Origin of the sequence: Bradyrhizobium sp. AZCC 2176 (assembly GCF_036924645.1) — a bacterium.
Classification (GTDB): domain Bacteria; phylum Pseudomonadota; class Alphaproteobacteria; order Rhizobiales; family Xanthobacteraceae; genus Bradyrhizobium.
In genome coordinates this window covers 4,410,817-4,426,465 of record NZ_JAZHRX010000001.1, presented here as the reverse complement: position 1 = coordinate 4,426,465, position 15,649 = coordinate 4,410,817, and the positions used below count along the sequence as shown (strand labels likewise).

The 15,649-nt window shown below is 61.4% G+C and carries 11 protein-coding genes and 2 pseudogenes; 5 read left to right on the top strand and 8 right to left on the bottom strand.

Features of this window, described 5'->3' with window-relative positions; all coding sequences use genetic code 11:
• Positions 1–423 precede the first annotated feature (423 nt).
• The 3 genes and pseudogenes from V1288_RS20855 to V1288_RS20845 form a co-directional block, all read left to right on the top strand.
• Positions 424–3,267: a penicillin-binding protein 1A gene (locus V1288_RS20855; RefSeq protein WP_334358826.1), complete on the top strand. Its 2,844-nt coding sequence runs from the start codon at positions 424–426 to the stop codon at positions 3,265–3,267.
• Positions 3,264–4,286, top strand: a complete 1,023-nt coding sequence (locus tag V1288_RS20850) for a hypothetical protein (protein WP_334358825.1) — start codon at positions 3,264–3,266, stop codon at positions 4,284–4,286. The genes V1288_RS20855 and V1288_RS20850 overlap by 4 nt, the downstream gene beginning before the upstream one ends.
• Before the next feature lie 401 nt (positions 4,287–4,687).
• Positions 4,688–4,828, top strand: a pseudogene (locus V1288_RS20845) (IS630 family transposase); the annotation flags it as partial.
• A gap of 49 nt (positions 4,829–4,877) precedes the next feature.
• On the opposite strand, the pseudogene V1288_RS20840 reads toward V1288_RS20845, so the two are convergent.
• A pseudogene (locus V1288_RS20840) lies at positions 4,878–4,940 on the bottom strand (hypothetical protein); the annotation flags it as partial.
• Positions 4,941–5,054: 114 nt separating this feature from the next.
• On the opposite strand from V1288_RS20840, the gene V1288_RS20835 reads away from it, so the two are divergent.
• Positions 5,055–5,846, top strand: a complete 792-nt coding sequence (locus V1288_RS20835; RefSeq protein ID WP_334358824.1) for a nucleotidyltransferase family protein — start codon at positions 5,055–5,057, stop codon at positions 5,844–5,846.
• 4 nt (positions 5,847–5,850) lie between these two features.
• On the top strand, positions 5,851–6,573 hold the full coding sequence (locus V1288_RS20830) for a metallophosphoesterase family protein (protein WP_334358823.1): 723 nt from the start codon (positions 5,851–5,853) through the stop codon (positions 6,571–6,573).
• A 305-nt stretch (positions 6,574–6,878) separates the two neighbouring features.
• Here V1288_RS20830 and V1288_RS20825 read toward each other — a convergent pair whose 3' ends face one another.
• The 7 genes from V1288_RS20825 to V1288_RS20795 form a co-directional block, all read right to left on the bottom strand.
• Entirely contained in the window at positions 6,879–8,159 is a 1,281-nt protein-coding gene (locus V1288_RS20825; RefSeq protein ID WP_334358822.1) for a type II toxin-antitoxin system HipA family toxin, read from the bottom strand.
• Positions 8,149–8,484 carry a helix-turn-helix transcriptional regulator gene (locus V1288_RS20820; protein WP_334358821.1) on the bottom strand — a complete coding sequence of 112 codons (336 nt, stop codon included), beginning with the start codon at positions 8,482–8,484 and terminating at the stop codon, positions 8,149–8,151. Before V1288_RS20820 ends, V1288_RS20825 begins: the two co-directional genes overlap by 11 nt.
• A 766-nt stretch (positions 8,485–9,250) precedes the next feature.
• Positions 9,251–10,033, bottom strand: a complete 783-nt coding sequence (locus V1288_RS20815; RefSeq protein ID WP_334358820.1) for an enoyl-CoA hydratase/isomerase family protein — start codon at positions 10,031–10,033, stop codon at positions 9,251–9,253.
• A 71-nt stretch (positions 10,034–10,104) separates the two neighbouring features.
• On the bottom strand, positions 10,105–12,201 hold the full coding sequence (locus tag V1288_RS20810; RefSeq protein WP_334358819.1) for a molybdopterin-dependent oxidoreductase: 2,097 nt from the start codon (positions 12,199–12,201) through the stop codon (positions 10,105–10,107).
• An 84-nt stretch (positions 12,202–12,285) separates the two neighbouring features.
• The gene (locus tag V1288_RS20805; RefSeq protein ID WP_334358818.1) at positions 12,286–13,038 is read right to left on the bottom strand and encodes a 3-oxoacyl-ACP reductase family protein; all 753 of its coding nucleotides are present in this window, start codon (positions 13,036–13,038) and stop codon (positions 12,286–12,288) included.
• A 6-nt stretch (positions 13,039–13,044) separates the two neighbouring features.
• Positions 13,045–14,418 (bottom strand): MmgE/PrpD family protein, encoded by a 1,374-nt coding sequence (locus tag V1288_RS20800; protein ID WP_334358817.1) that lies wholly within the window; start codon positions 14,416–14,418, stop codon positions 13,045–13,047.
• Between the two features lie 5 nt (positions 14,419–14,423).
• Positions 14,424–15,488 (bottom strand): ABC transporter substrate-binding protein, encoded by a 1,065-nt coding sequence (locus V1288_RS20795; protein WP_334358816.1) that lies wholly within the window; start codon positions 15,486–15,488, stop codon positions 14,424–14,426.
• Positions 15,489–15,649 lie beyond the last annotated feature (161 nt).

Genomic DNA, 15,649 nt, shown 5'->3' with positions numbered 1-15,649 from the left:
TACCAACATCGCTGACACCTGGGGCCCAGCTGGGCTATCCACTTGTAAACCGCACCGGCGCTGCATCGGCCAGCCTCATCATCTGCGCCGGCTTGCCGCCAATCACACTGTCACCTTAGCTCGTTGACCGAGTTACGTCGGCGCCGCAACCGGTCGAATTTCCTGAATCGAGGGAACGAGCGGTGTGTGCAGCCCACCTGAATCCAGGGACCCAGCGCCTGGGACAACTGCGTTTTTGGTAGCTCGAAGGTCTAATCCCGACATGCCCATCGCCGTGCATCGGCGGAGCCGGAGGTCCCCACTGTCTTCCCCATCTCACCGCGGCCAAAGCGAGCTAGCGGGAACTTTTTCCTCAAAACAGCCTTGTTTACTATTGTTCTACAAAAGGACCTTACGGAGGCGGCTTTCGACCGTCGGCAGGTCATGGACTCGATTCTCATCAAGATCTTCGCCACGGCGCTTGCCTTCAGCCAGGTCACTACCCGACCGGATGGGGTCAAGACGGAGTTCGATGCGGTGCGCGATCGCTTCGAGGTGGCGCAGCTTTTGAGTGCCGGCTGCGCCCACATGCGCAAGGCTTTCGACATCGAGGACATCAACCTGGACGATCTGATTGCCACTGCCATGGATGACAGGGAGGCGTTGAGCACCGAGATCAATGCGCTCAAAGGACTGAATCTGGCCGACCTCCACGTGGCCTACAAGCAGTTCTGCAAGGTCGAAAAAGTGGAAGGATCTCAGGTCGATCTTGGTCAGGTCATCGCTTTCTACAACAGCGCGGTCAAGGATCTGCCCGACGCCGAGCAGCTTAAGCACCTCAGGCTTCCTGGCACCAGCGTAGTCCTCGACAACAAGAGCGAGCGCCTTGCCGAAATTTACGCGCCGAACAATCGCCGCATCTGGGTCAAGCTTGCGGATGTCCCAGAAGCGGCGCGCAACGCATTCATCTCTGCCGAGGACAAGCGTTTCTTCCAACACACTGGCATTGACGAGCGCGGACTGGTCCGCGCCTTCATCGGCAACTTCACGCAGCCGAGCCGTCCGCAGGGCGGCTCGACCATTACGCAGCAGGTCGCCAAGAACCTGCTGGTGGGCAACGACATCACTTACGAAAGAAAACTGCGCGAAATGATCGTTGCCTCTCGGATGGAGCGCGCCCTGACCAAGGCGGAAATCCTCGAGCTCTATCTCAACTCGATTTATCTCGGTCGCGGAGCCTGGGGCATCGAGATGGCGGCGCGCAGCTATTTCGGCAAACCAGCCAAGGCGCTCTCCGCAGTTGAGGGCGCACTGCTCGCCGGGCTCGCCAAGGGACCAAACTACTTCAATCCCGACCACCACCCTGAGCGTGCGCGCGAGCGCCTTGCCTACGTGCTGGGCCGCATGCAGGACGACGCCATGATCGACTCCGCCGCGGTGCAAGCGGTATTGCCGCAGTTCGTCGAGTACCGGCCGACGCGCCGGGACTTCGGCTTTCACTTCGTCGATCACATCGCCCGCGAGGCAAAGGTGGTCGCGGGCCTCGATACTCTTACCAGTTCCTCCTACACGGTGCGCTCGACCGTCAACTCGGCCTTGCAGCGCATAGTTGAAGCGACATTGCAGGAGGGCCTCGCGCGGTACGAGCTCGCCACCGGTCGTTACAAATTTGAGGGATCCGAGGCGAATATTTCCGATGCTGTCCGTCTGATTGCGGCAGACCGGAGGGCCACGGAACCGGCCTGGCTCGTGGCGTTGAAGACGACGCGGCTACCTCTCTATGACGTTCACTGGGAATCGGCGGTCGTCCTGGAGAATACGCGTGGGATCAACGTCGGTCTGACCGACGGAAGCATCCTGCCGCTGAATACCTGGAGCGCAGCGATCCGGCGCAGTCTTAAGCCGTACGACGTGGTCTACGTGCAGGCGCGCAAAGCCAATGGTAAGCAAGCGGCGCGTGCCGATCTGCGCATTCGACCGACCGTGCAGGGAGCAGCGCTCGTACTCGAGAACGAAACCGGCCGCATTCTCGCGATGGCGGGCGGCTTTTCGTATCCGGCAAGCCAGCTCAACCGCGTCGTCCAGAGCCTGAGGCAACCCGGCTCCACCTTGAAGCCGCTGACCTACCTAGCTGCCCTTCGGAGGGGATTGCAGCCCAACACGCTGGTGATGGACGAACCCATTACGCTGGCACCGATCGGGGCGACGGTCCACGCGCGCCAGCGGGGCTTCTGGTCTCCGAGGAACTACGAGGGCGGCGCTTCGGGCGCTATTACACTGCGGCGTGCGCTGGAAAACTCCCGGAATCTCGCCACCGCGCAACTGCTCGCGACCGGTCTCGACGACAGCGCCGAGCGAGGCCTCGACCGGGTCTGCGAGCTCGCGATGGAAGCGCAGCTCTACAAAGAATGCATGCGGTACTACCCGTTCGTGCTCGGCGCCCAAGCTGTGCGGCTCATCGACCTTGCGGCGTTCTATGCAGCGATTGCCAACGAAGGCGCACGGCCCCAGCCCCATGCGATCGAAACGATCGAACAGGACGGCCGCCCAATCTACCAGCACGATCCGCATGCGGTGTCCTGGATCGGCTTCGCGGACCGCGCGTCGTTTTACCAGCTGAAATCAATGCTGCAGGGCGTGCTCGCGCGCGGAACCGCGCGCGTGGTGAAGCATCTCTCGCCCTATGTCGGCGGCAAGACTGGTACCACTGATAATTCGGCCGATGCCTGGTTCGTCGGCTTCACAAATGACGTCACAATCGCCATCTGGGTCGGCTACGACAATGGCGACGGTGGGCGCCGCACCCTTGGGCACGGCCAGACCGGAGGGAAAGTGGCGCTGCCGATGTTCGAGCCGATCGTGCAGGCAGCCTGGGAGCTGCACGCTCCCAAGACGGCGTTGAACGGCCCTTCGCGCGAAGCCATGCGTCAGCTCGTTGTTCTGTCGATCGATCCCTATACCGGCGATCCTGCACCGGCCGGCTCCGGGCGCGCTTTCACCGAGTACCTCAAGAGGGATCCGTCGGGCAGAATCGATGATACGCAATTTCGGATTGTCTCGCGTGCAGAAAGCTACGTCCATCGTGGCGGTAATGACGAAGACGACGGGCCATTCCGGTCCTACGATAACCGCCTTTACGGCGATAACCGGCCGCCCTTTCCATTCCCGAGCTGGCGTCTTGGTCCGCGCGACTATCCCTCCTCGCGCGGATATCCCGATGACGAAGATCGCCTCCCGCGACCGCCGCTCCTAGTCGATCCCGATTATTTCTGGCGGCGGCTGAATTGAGCATTGACGCCATGAGACTCCACCGTGCCGCTGTCCTCATCGCCGCCTGCGTGGCCACTTGCACGGGCGCGGCCGCGCAGGAATTCCAGCTGGAGGACGTGCCCGCAGCCGCCAGCGTTCCGATCGCACAGATCAAACCGCGCACGATCATCTTCGCCGACCAACGCAACGACAAGCTCGCCGATTCCTCGACCGGGCTCATTCCTTTCGACGATTGGGCCCGCTCACGTCCGGTTCAGCGGCGCTTCCTCTCGCTCTTCCCGAGCTTCGTTGAGCCCACGCTCAAGCAACAAATGCAGCTGAAGCTCTCGGTCTACCAGGCGGAGGCGCGGTTTCGACTTCCAAGACCGGCAGCGGCATTGGATCTGTCGCGGTATGCGAATGTCGCGTTCCTCGAGCAGATCGATCCGGCAGTCAAGCACCGGCCGATTACGGCGGGCGATGCTGTTCCAAACACGGACGCGGGCGCCGCGCACAACCGTCCGCCGAATCGCCGCTGGTGCGAGGACGCGAAGGCGATCTGCGTGCAGTCCCGCTACATGTTCGAAGGGAAAATTCCGGCGGGCATTCAGCTTGCCAACAAGCTGCGCGAGGAGAGCAAAAAGCCCATTCCGGATTTCATCGAGTTCCAGAGTGAGATCATGTTGGTCACGCAGCCGCACCTTGCCGAGCTGCCGAGCCTGACAGGGCTCGACTCCACGGTCACCAGCGGGCTCGAGCAGAGCATCTTTTGGGTGAACCAGGTCATCCAGTTCGGCAAGCTGCTTGCGGTTCTGCAACAGCATCCGACCGAGCGGGAAGCCGCCATCGCGACGGTCTACATCCTGATTGCGGTCAGGAACGACGTGCTGAGCAAGCAAAGGGAACACAGCAAAACGCCCATTCTGCGAAACCTCGTGCCCGCGCAATTGCTCATGGGCAACAGCTCCTTCAACAGCGGCGATTCACTGAGCGCCGGCCTGCCGAAATACGCCAGAAGCCGCATCAAGGCGATCGCCGACATCATGGAGCGGGAATGAGCAGATCGTGTGCGGCGACGAACGGACGCCGGTAGATGGGCAAATCGCGTTGCAGTCGACAGGCGCCTAAGAAACCCTGCGAACTGGCAAACAGTCTCCGAGGCAGGGGCAAGACTCCTGCGCACCACCGCTTGCAAGATCAGTCGATCGACGGGCTGGCACTCCCGATCGGAACTCCGATCGCAAAATATCACGGAATATCGTGCATTTTGGCGCTCCCTAGGAAATTGAGACAAAGCAATGAATTCAATGCTTTACGAAATTGTTTGGGTAAGAAGTGCCTCATTGTTTTCCAAGGCGTTTCAGAATGGCCGGCCAAACTCGAACGAGGACAAGCTTGGGTTCATTGTGGGTGGCGTCTTTGCCGTTAGAAGGCGATGGTCTCATGGCCACCGCTGGCCGCAGCGCTCCCGCACGGCCATTGGAAGGCAACGACCTTCGTCGGCGCGCTCAGGGCGACCGGCATGACTGCGCCGATGGTCCTCGACGGCGCCATGGAGGGCTTGGCGTTCGAGGCTTACGTGACGCAAGTTCTCGTCCCGAATCCCAGTCGACCTTGCCCCTAGGCATCATGAGACCTGAGATCTGCCTTCCGAGGTGCTGTTCCGACGCCAGTCGCCAAGGCACGAGCTGAAAGCGAAGGCCATCGACCATTGCAAACCGGATTGTTGCCGGTGGGACCAAGGGCGCGCGGAACTTTGCATGCTCTGTTCGATTGTCAAATAGGCACCCTCATGGCCGAAGCCGATGAGCTTCGAGTGAGCCTTCATGGCGAAGGAGATCAGACCGGTCACTGGATCTATAGAGACGGTCGCTGCAGCCGCCACACCGACCGTGCCATCGGCCCGCGCCGAGGTGTTTTACGCCCAGGCCTTGCGCGAGCTCGCGAAGCTCGACCTTCCGTTTCTGTTGGCAGGCACGTATGCGCTCAGCGCCTATACCGGCGTGGCGCGCGCCACCAAAGATCTCGATATCGTGTGCAAGCCGACTGATTATCCCCGTGTTCTCAACCACTTCCGGAACCTCGGATACACCGTCGAAATCGAGGACGAACGCTGGCTCGGCAAAGTCTTCCAGGACGAGCACTTCTTCGATGTGATCTTCGCGTGCTGGCATGGCATGGCTCCCGTGACCGACCAATGGTTCGAATCCGCGCCGCATATCGAGGTGTTCGGCACGCAGATGCGCATCATCGCCCCGACCGAGTTGATCTGGTCCAAGGCCTTCGTCCAACTGCGGCACCGTTACGACGGCGCGGATATCGCGCATCTCATTCTCAAGCAGCACGATCAGATCGACTGGCGGCGTCTGCTTGCCCACATGGAGTTGGATTGGGAGGTGCTTCTGGCACATCTACTCAACTTCCGCTGGGCCTATCCGAGCGAGCGCGATTGCGTGCCGCGCTGGCTGATGGACGAACTGGTCGCGCGCCTGAAGACACAGTTCGAGCTTCCTCCTCCGCGCGTGAAGATATGTCGGGGGCGCCTGTTTTCGCAGGTCGATTATGAGCCGGCCGTTGAGGAATGGGGTTTTGTCGACACAGACGCGGACAGTGAGTAGCGCGATGTCCGAAAAGCCCGACAAGCTCACCTTCGCTGCCATTGGCGATCTCCACGTGAAGGAGGACCGCACGTCGTCCTTCCGAGAGCTCTTTGCCGAGCTCTCGACCAAGGCCAAGGTGCTCGTCCTTTGCGGCGACCTCACTGACCTCGGCAAGCCGTCCGAAGCGGAACTTCTGGCGGAGGATTTGCGCGCCTGCTCTATTCCCGTTGTCGGCGTGCTCGGAAATCACGACTACGAGTCCGGGCAGACTGAAGACGTAAAGCGCATTTTGAAGGGTGCCGGGATGCACCTGCTCAACGGGCAGTCGTACGAAATCGACGGCGTCACCTTCGTGGGGGTAAAAGGCTTCATCGGTGGGTTCGGCCGCCGCATGCTTGCTTCGTTCGGCGAGGCCGTCGTCAAGAGTGTGGTCGCCGAAGCCGTCAATGAAGCGACGCGCCTCGAAAATGCCATGCGCGCGGTGGCGAGCAAGCAGGCTGTCGTCGTTCTACACTATGCGCCGATTCTCGATACGGTCGAGGGCGAGCCACTGGAGATTCTTCCGTTCCTCGGTTCGTCACGTCTTGGCGAAACGATCGATCGATTTAAGGTGAGTGCGGTGGTGCACGGTCATGCCCATCAGGGCCGCTATGAAGGCCACACGCCCGGAGGCGCGCGGGTCTACAACGTGGCCCGATCAATCGAGAAGCCCACCGGTCGACCCTATGCCTTGATTGAGGTCTGAGCGTCTTCAATACGCTCGTAGGAAGTTCGAGCTACTCAACTCATAAACCCTCCAGACATCGTTCTGTCTTCGCCGGTCGCGTTGAATGGCAAACTGTTCAGCCGGCAAGCGCGTAGATCTCATCCCAATGCTCGCGGATATAGCGCGTCCTCCAGGGTCACGTGATATGCTAACAATTTCTTGGAATCGCAGAGTTGAAGAAGGCGGTCTCGCACGCTTAATGTTCGAAAGCGAACGCTGAGTTTGTATCTGCCGCCGGAGGCCGCTTGCAACATCAAGTGGCGTCCTGCGGTCGAGGTGCATTTCTAATCCATCAGCGTCGTTACGGCTGCCGGTGCTTCCAGGAAGGCATACGGGTTCAAGAACTGGCGGCGCCAGAGAAAATTCCGATCTACCTTGTTGAGCTTTGCCTCATCGCATATAGCGGACCAGCGCTGAACGATCGTCTTGACCTGTTTGGTCGCAAGCAGAATTGCGTCAGCATTGCTCATCAGAAACAGAGGCGCCGCTTTCAGCCACAGTGCGATTTGGCTGGCACGTTCTTGGCCCATGATCAGCATGGCTTGGGTGGCTTCTCCACCGGTTCGATTTTGCGGGCAAAGGTCATACGCTGGGGTCAGGGACAGTTCCTTGCCGTTCCAGAAGGCGGCGTGATTGCGCGCGTGATCATCGGTGTTTCCACAGAGGATGTTGAACAGCATTCGCGCGAAGAGTTCTCTCAGAGTCTCCCTTGGCGCCTGAAATCGGTGACGAATGATGGTCGCAAGTTGCTCATAGCTGGCATAGCGGGCCATGAGCTCGTCGAGTTCGAGCAACGTGAGGGCGGAGACCATGGCTTTCCGGCTCCAGCCGCCTTCCACTTTCACGCGATCAAAGCGCTCGATAAGGAGGACGTCCTTTCCCGCTGCGCGCTCAAGGCTCACCGGGGCAACGGTCAGGCCGACTTCGGCGGCCAGGCGCATGGCAATGTACTCGGCTTTGACGACGCCGTAGAGGTCGTTCTGCGATGAGAATTTCGCAATAAATTTCTTGTTGCCCGACGTGATCATCGCCTTGGGGCGCGCGCCCCCGATCGAGCTTCCATGGAGAAGGGCCTGGTCGAGTTCGGCCGGGAGCGGAACGCCCTTTTCAACCAGCGCAGCGGCGGTCAGGAGGTCGAGGAGAGAGACCTCGCCTCCTTCTCGCGCCACGTAATCCGCGGAGGATGCCTGAAAATCCAATGCACCGATGCGATCGGAACCGGATTCCAGCAGACAGGTAAGCTCATCGACGTTGCCGGGATCGACATTCTTGCCCTGCGCGCCGAATTTTCGATTGATGATGATGCGGCGGCCCCATGCGTCGGGAGCCGCATCGCGAATGCAATTCGGCATGCTCAATCCCGTCGTGAGTGGCAAGATTCCGGTTCGCAGCGGCAATTCCGGTGCGTAGAGGGGAACGGCATCCTTGCGCGCAAGGTAGCTTCGCCCGTAGTTGAATACGAGTTGCTTGCCACTCGCCGACAGAAGGCCGGCGACGACAGGTTCCGTTTGATCCGGAAGCCAGACCCAGACAAAGGCCTGGCTGTAGTTGGCATCAGAAGTCATCGTCGGCCTCGATGCGCGGACTGCGAACCGATTTCGGCAGCAGCGTCATTATTTCGCGACTGGTTTCGACCGCCTTGGATAGTGCGGCTTGATCGGTATCGAATAGTCGCACGCCGACAATAGTCGCGACCTCGAAGACCGCGCGGATCGTGCATCCGGCGTCGCCCGTCTCGATGCGCCGCAGGAGGCCACGCGAGATCCCCGCCCGGTCGGTCACCTCGACGGCCTTGAGCTTGCGTTCAATGCGTGCCTTGCGAATGAGCTGGCCAAGAAGGGCCACCGCATCAGCGGCATAGGGCGAGAGAGGGCGTTGGGTTTTCGGCATTACGTGATGTCCATAAACAGATCATATTACCTTATACGGCCTATTTATATAACAATCCGACGAAAGTGTCGATGGGCATGTGGTATAAACAACCCATTTGGATATATACGATCTATTTATGAACCATATTCGACTGACTTTGCGAAACGCACCTGAGCCACCCAAACGGGGGCGGCTCCATGATGATTGCTGTAGCTCGCATCGAGCCTCCAATTTTGCTCCCCCAACCCGTGACAAGTGAGATCGCGCCGGAGCGAAGCGCAGGCAGGAGAAAGAGGCAGCGGCAGGAGCGTCAGCATAGCGCCGACGCGGGAACCGCGGCGGGACGCGGGACCGACTGCAGTCGCGAGACCGGTTAAGGCACCCGCATAGGGGCAGTGATAGCGACGCCGGAATGAAATGACGGCGGGCCCCGAAGGCGAGTGCCTCCGGCGAGCGACTCATAATCGCGCGAGGGATCGAAGCCGGCGGACTTCGACCTGAACTCTCATTTGCCTCGTTCCGCCACGGTGGCTTCACGGAAGGTGCCGACAGCGATCTTACAGATGCTGAGTTACGTGCCGCGGCCCGTCATCGATCGACACGCCAGCTGCCAACATATGCCAAGCGCACGCGAAAACAGCTGATCTCGGGCTCCAAGAAGCATCGTGAGGAGCGAACAAAAGCTGCCCCAGCCCCTCCTCAAAATGACATCTAAAAAGCGTCGTAAGCCATTGATTTACCTTTGCGAGCTCTCTCTAGAGCTCGCGTAGAAACGGCCACCAAGCTATTTGCCCGTCCACGCGGGCTTGCGCTTTTCACTGAAGGCCTTGAGGCCTTCCTTGGCGTCTTCCGTCATCGCCAGCAACGCAATCTGGCTTTCGGTGTAGGCGATGCTTTCATCGAACGACATCGAGGCGATCGCCCGCATGGCGTATTTGCCGCGCCGGATCGCGGTCGGCGACTTGTCGACGATGCGGCTGACCAGCCACTCGACCTTGGCGTCGAGCTCGGCCGACGGCACGACGTAGTTCAGGAGGCCGGCTTCCTTAGCGATGTGCGCGTCGAACGGCTCGCCGGTCAGCGACCATTCACTGACCAGCCGCCTTGGCGCGATCGACTGCAGCAGGCTCAGCACCTGCATCGGGAACACGCCGACCTTCACCTCGGGCAAACCGAAAATCACGTGATCGGCGGCGACCGCCATGTCGGTCATGCACAACAACCCCATGCCGCCGGCCATGCAGACGCCGCCCACCCGCGCGATTGCGGGCTTGGTGGCGTTCTGCGACAGCCGCAGCAGATCGGCGTAGTCGACATTGGGTCTGGAAAAATCCGTCGCAAACGCTGCGCCGCTGTTCTGCAGGTCGGCGCCGGCGCAAAACGCCTTGTCGCCCGCCCCCGTCAGCACGATGACGCGGACATCCTTGTCGTCATGCGCTTCGCGATAGCCACGGGCGATGCCGGCGACCACGTCGGCATTGATGGCGTTGCGCTTGTCCGGCCGGTTGATGGTAATCCAGAACGCCTGTCCACGCTTCTCGCGTATCACGCTGCTCGTGTCGGTCATTGTCCCGCTCGCTTGTCTGCTGTTGCTTTGAAAACATTTGCGGCAGGATGGCGGTAGACTGCAAGTGGGAATTAGCCGGCGGGCGCAGCCTTCTTCACCCACACCTTGTTGTCATGGAACGCCGCGCCGCCGACGGGAGCGACCGTTTCGGCCCCGGTCAGCATGTTGATGCCGCGGCCGCCGATATGGGCCTTGTTCGGATGGATGGATTCGGCGATCAGAACGCCGCGCCGCACGCCGTCGAACAATTTCACGGTCAGCGTAGTTTCACCGCGCGTGTTGCCGAGCGTCACGGCGTCGCCATCGGCGATCGAAAGGCCTGCGGCGTCCTCCGGATGCATCATTACCGAAGGCATGCCCTCGCGGGCCTGCGATCCCGGCGTCTCGTTGAAACTGGTGTTGAGATAGCTGCGCGATGGCGACGTCGCCAGGCGGTACGGATGCTTCTCATCCGCCTCCTCGATGATCGTCCAGTGATCGGGCAGCGAGGGCATCTCGGCCCACGGACCAAGGCCCGGATTGCCCCACGGCGGATTCGCCCAGTCGGCCTTGAAGTGAAATTTCTTGTCGGCGTGCGCGAAGCCGTCGAGATAATGGGAGGTGCGAAAATCCGGCTGGATATCGCGCCACAGATCGGCTTCCAGCGTCTCGATATCGCCGTGGCCGCTCTGCTTCAGGGTCGCATCGATCAACTCGCGCGGCGTCATCTCAAATCCGGGATGCACGGCGTTGAGGCGGCGGCCGAGGCCTTGCAGCACCTCGTGATTGGAACGGCACTCGCCGGGCGGATCGATCAGCTTCGCGCCCACCGAAATATGCTGGTGCCCGCCGCCGTAATAGAGATCGTCATGCTCCATGAACATCGTGGCCGGAAGTACGATGTCGGCCATGGCCGCCGTCTCGGTCATGAACTGCTCATGTACCGCGACGAACAGATCCTCGCGCGCGAAGCCCTGACGCACCAGCGCCTGCTCGGGCGCGACCGTCACCGGATTGGTGTTCTGGATCAGCATCGCCTTGACGGGACCGCCGCCCTTCAGGGCCTCGGTATCGCCGGTCAGGATGCGGCCGATTTTGGACTGGTCGAGCCAGCGTGTGGTTCGGTCGATCGCATCGTGGCCCTCGATGATGGATTCGTTGAACTTCCAGATGCCGGCATTGTTGAAGAATGCGCCGCCGCCTTCATATTGCCAGGCGCCCGTCACGGCCGGGATACAAAGCGCCGCGTGCATCTGCGCCGCACCGTTGCGGCTGCGGGTAAAGCCGTAGCCGAGCCGGAAGAAGGAACGTTTGGTTTGGCCGACGAGGCGCGCAAATGCCTCGATCTCGTCGACCGGCACGCCCGAGATTTTCGAGGCCCATTCCGGCGTACGTGTTGCCAGATGCGCTTCCAACTCGCCGGGACAATCGGTGTAGCGATCCATATAGGCGCGGTCCGCGTAACCCTCGCGAAACAGCACATGCATGACGCCGCAAGCGAAGGCGCCGTCGGTGCCGGGACGGAGCAGGATCTTGATATCTGCCTGCTTCATGGTGTCGTTATTGTAGACGTCGATCGCCGCGATCTTCGCGCCGCGCTCCTTGCGGGCGCGCGAGGCATGCGTCATCACGTTGACCTGGGTGTTCACCGGATTGGTGCCCCAGATCACGACGAGATCGGATGCCCCCATCTCGCGCGGATCGACGCCGGCGATCTTGCCGGTGCCGATGGCAAATCCGACGCGCGCGATGTTGGCGCAGATGGTCGAATAGAAGCGCGAATATTTCTTCACATGCGAAAGGCGATTAATGCCGTCGCGCATGACGAGCCCCATCGTGCCGGCATAGTAATACGGCCAGACGGATTCGGCGCCGAATTCGCGCTCGGCCTGATCGAAGCGCGCGGCGATTTCATCGAGCGCCTCATTCCAGGAAATCCGCGCGAACTGGCCCGAACCCTTTGGCCCGGTGCGGCGCATCGGATGGAGCAGCCGATCCGGGTGATGAATGCGCTCGGCGTAGCGCGCGACCTTGGCGCAGACGACGCCCGCCGTGTAGGTCTGCAGCTTGGAGCCGCGGACCCGGCCGATCGAACGACCGTCGATTACCTCGATGTCGAGCGCGCAGGCCGACGGACAATCGTGCGGACAGGTGGAGTGGCGGATATCGACCTTGGCATGCTGGTTCATGCGTTTCTAGGTAACATCAAACGCCGCGGTCGCCGAGAGGGTTTGTCCGGCGGTGCACCTGCAAAAACGGCCTTTAGCCATGCATCAGGCGCCTAAATAGGCGCCGCCATTGGCGTGGATGGCTTGGCCGTTGATGTAGCGCGCGGCGGGCCCGGACAGGAAACGCACGGTTGCGGCGACGTCTTCCGGCATGCCCCGATTGCCGGTGATGGTCTGATGGATCAAATGGTGCGCCGGCTCCGGTCTGTCCTTGGGACGTGGCGTGCCGATCAGCCCGGGCACCACGCAGTTCACGGTGATGCCGTCATCGGCAAGATCGTGGGCCAGCGCCCGCGTCAGGCCAATGATGCCCGCCTTCGCCGTCACCACATGCGCGCGATTCTTCGCGCCCGTATGCGCACTGAGGCCGCCGATATTGACGATGGTTCCCGCACCTGACTTGCGTAGCGCCGGCAGACAGGCCTTCACGCAATGAAACGTTCCATCGAGGGTCACATCGAGGATTTCGCGCCACGCCGCGTAGTCCATCTCGGCAAAAGGCTTTTCGCGGCGCAGCGCCGCGTTGTTGACCAGGATATCGATACGGCCGAATTGCTTCACGGCAGCATCCGCCATGGCCTGCACCGCCATGGCGTCGGCGACGTCGCCGATCTGAACCAGCGCCTTGCCACCTGCGGCTTCGATCTCGCGTGCAACAGCTTCCGCGTCGGCGCGGTTGCTGCGCGCATTGACCACGATGGACGCGCCGCCCTCCGCCAGGGTCAGCGCGATCGCGCGGCCGATATTGCGGCCTGCGCCGGTGACGACAGCGACCTTGCCGGCGAGTTCCTTGGTCATGAGCCGCTACCCGCGTAACGAGGAAAGATCGATGCAGCCATTGTACAGCCCCGCCATCAATTTCAGCGCCGCGTCGCTTTGCACGGCGCTCCAACCGCCATGCTCCGCGCTGAGCAAAAACTTGTCGATCACATCCTGCCGCGTCAGTGGCTCCTGTGCGCCGCCGCGCAAGTACGGTTGACGCTCCTCAACTACGCTGCCGTCCCTGAGCACGGCGCGGATATGGCCAGTATAATTGTTCGGATAGGGATTATCCGGGTCAATCACGAACTTCACCTTGGCTGCAAGCGCCAGCACACGCGGATCGCTGATCGCGCCTTCCGTGAACGCGCCGAGCCCGACCCCGCCATGCACGAATCCGGTGGCCAGCAGATAAGGCACGGCGAATTTCGCGGCATAGCCGTTGCGCGGACGCTGCTTGTCGGCGAGCGGCTCCCACAGCCGGTGCACCGTTCCCTCCGCCACCTCGCAGACGATCTCGGTGACATCCTCGGGTTTGATGCCACGCGCGGCCAGCCGGCGCGCGCAGTCGATATAGGGCTGCGCCATCGTCCCGCATGGATAAGGCTTGAACGCCAGCGTGTCCGTTACCCAGCGGGTGCCGAAATCGCTGGTCAACGCGCCGTAATCCCCCTCCGTGGTGTGTGCAAAGCCATGGAACAATCCGTGCACGCCTTCGAAAACCGTGCGCGGGCCGACGAACCCTGCCCGCGCCAGCAGCGCGGCGCGGATACCGGACTGCGCCGCCCATCCGGCATGCAGCCGTTTGGTCCAGGCGCCTTCGGCGAGATATTCGATAATGCCGCCGGCCATGCTGCCGGCGATGCCGAGCGCATCAACGATCTGCCTGGCATTGAGACCAAGCGCTGTACCGACACCGGCGGCCGCGGCCATAGCGCCGAAGATCGCTGTCGGATGGAAGCCGGCTTTGTGGACGGCCTTTGGCACCACGAGACTCAGCCGGCAGAGCACTTCGGTGCCGACGGCGATCCCGACCAGCGCCATTCGGCCGTCAGGGTTATGCCGCTCGCAGGCAGCGAGCACAGCCGGCACGATCACGGCGCCTGCATGAACCGGGCCGCCCTCAAACGTGTCGTCGAAATCCTCGCCATGCGCGGCGGTGCCGTTGACGAAGGCGGCTCCTGCCGCGTTCAGCGCACGCTTATGCCCAATCGCGGTACACAGGCCGTCATCGTCGCAACCCCCGAGCGCGCTTCTGACGTAGGCCTCGTTGCGCGCGGTGACGCATAGTCCGATCACGTCGATCAGCAGGTCCTCGCATTTGCGCGCGGTGGCAGCCGGCAATGCGCCGGATCGCAGTGCGACGATCTTTTCGGCAAGCGTTTCGGCGACCGAAATCCTGGGCAGTCCGGAGGCCATATCGGTCAAATGCGGAAGATTTTTGTGTAGCGCGCCTTGATCGATTCGCTCTCCTTCTCTACCGCCGCGGCGTCGTCCTTCATGGTCTTGATGTCCTTCAGCGACTTGCGTCCCGCCTTTTCGACGGTTTGCGAATGCACCGAGCGGAGGCCGCCGACATCGATGATGAGTTGCTGGGCCTCGCGACTGAGACTGAACGACTGGAACAACCTTGCGGCGTTCGGATTCGGTGCATCCTTGAAGACGCCGTTCGGCCCGATGATCAGCGGCGACCCTTCTGCGGCATAAACCGGTTCGACCGGACGCCCCGCCTCCTTCATCTGGAAGATGTTGTATTCGTTGCCGTCGGCCATCACCGCGCGCTCGCCGAGATCGAGCTTCTTCGGCGGATCAGCCGATGACTGCACCTGCATGATGTTCTGCTTGGCAAGCTGCTCGAAGAAGCTCCAGCCGAGATCGCGCTGCATCTGGTAGGTCGCGGTCATGATGGTGCCGCTGTAACCCGGATGCGCTTTGACGATCTTGCCCTTCCATTTGGGATCGAGCAAATCGGCAAAACTCTTCGGCGCGTCCTCCGCCTTCACCAGATTGGTGTTGTAGGCGATGATGCTGAGCCAGACGCGAAAACTCGCAAACTGGCCGTCCGGGTCCTTGTGCTCGGCCGGATAGAATTTTGCCACCTCTTCCGGTACGTAAGGCGCCAGAATGCCGTCGCGCTTCCAGACGATGAAATGCGCGGCGTCGGACGAGTTCACCACGTCGACGGCGTGGATATTGCTGGAATATTCCTGGCCGATGCGCTGGAATACGCGCTCGGCACCGGTGCGCTCGACGCGCACCGCGATGCCCGGATATTTCGCCTCGAACGCCTTGGCCAGCTTCTCCGCGACCGGCAAATCGGTCGAGGTGTAATAGATGACCTTGCCTTCCTTCTTCGCCGCGTCGATCAGCGCCGGCGTCACGGCCTCCGGCGACGGCGCAGCGGCCATGACGCGCGTGGAAAATGCTGCGCCTGCGAAAACGGCGGCGGCGCCCTGGAGCACATTGCGTCGCGAGATCGAGTTTTTCATTGGCGCTCCCAATTGCCGTTTGTTGAGCCTTCTGTTCGGGCTCGTCCCTGCTCGGACCGCTACACCCGAGCCTATCTTTTATTTCAAACGCGCGCAGCCAGTCTTTCGTCGACAGCCCGTTCGCATTGCAGCTAAACTTGCCGAAAGGAACAAAAAGAGTC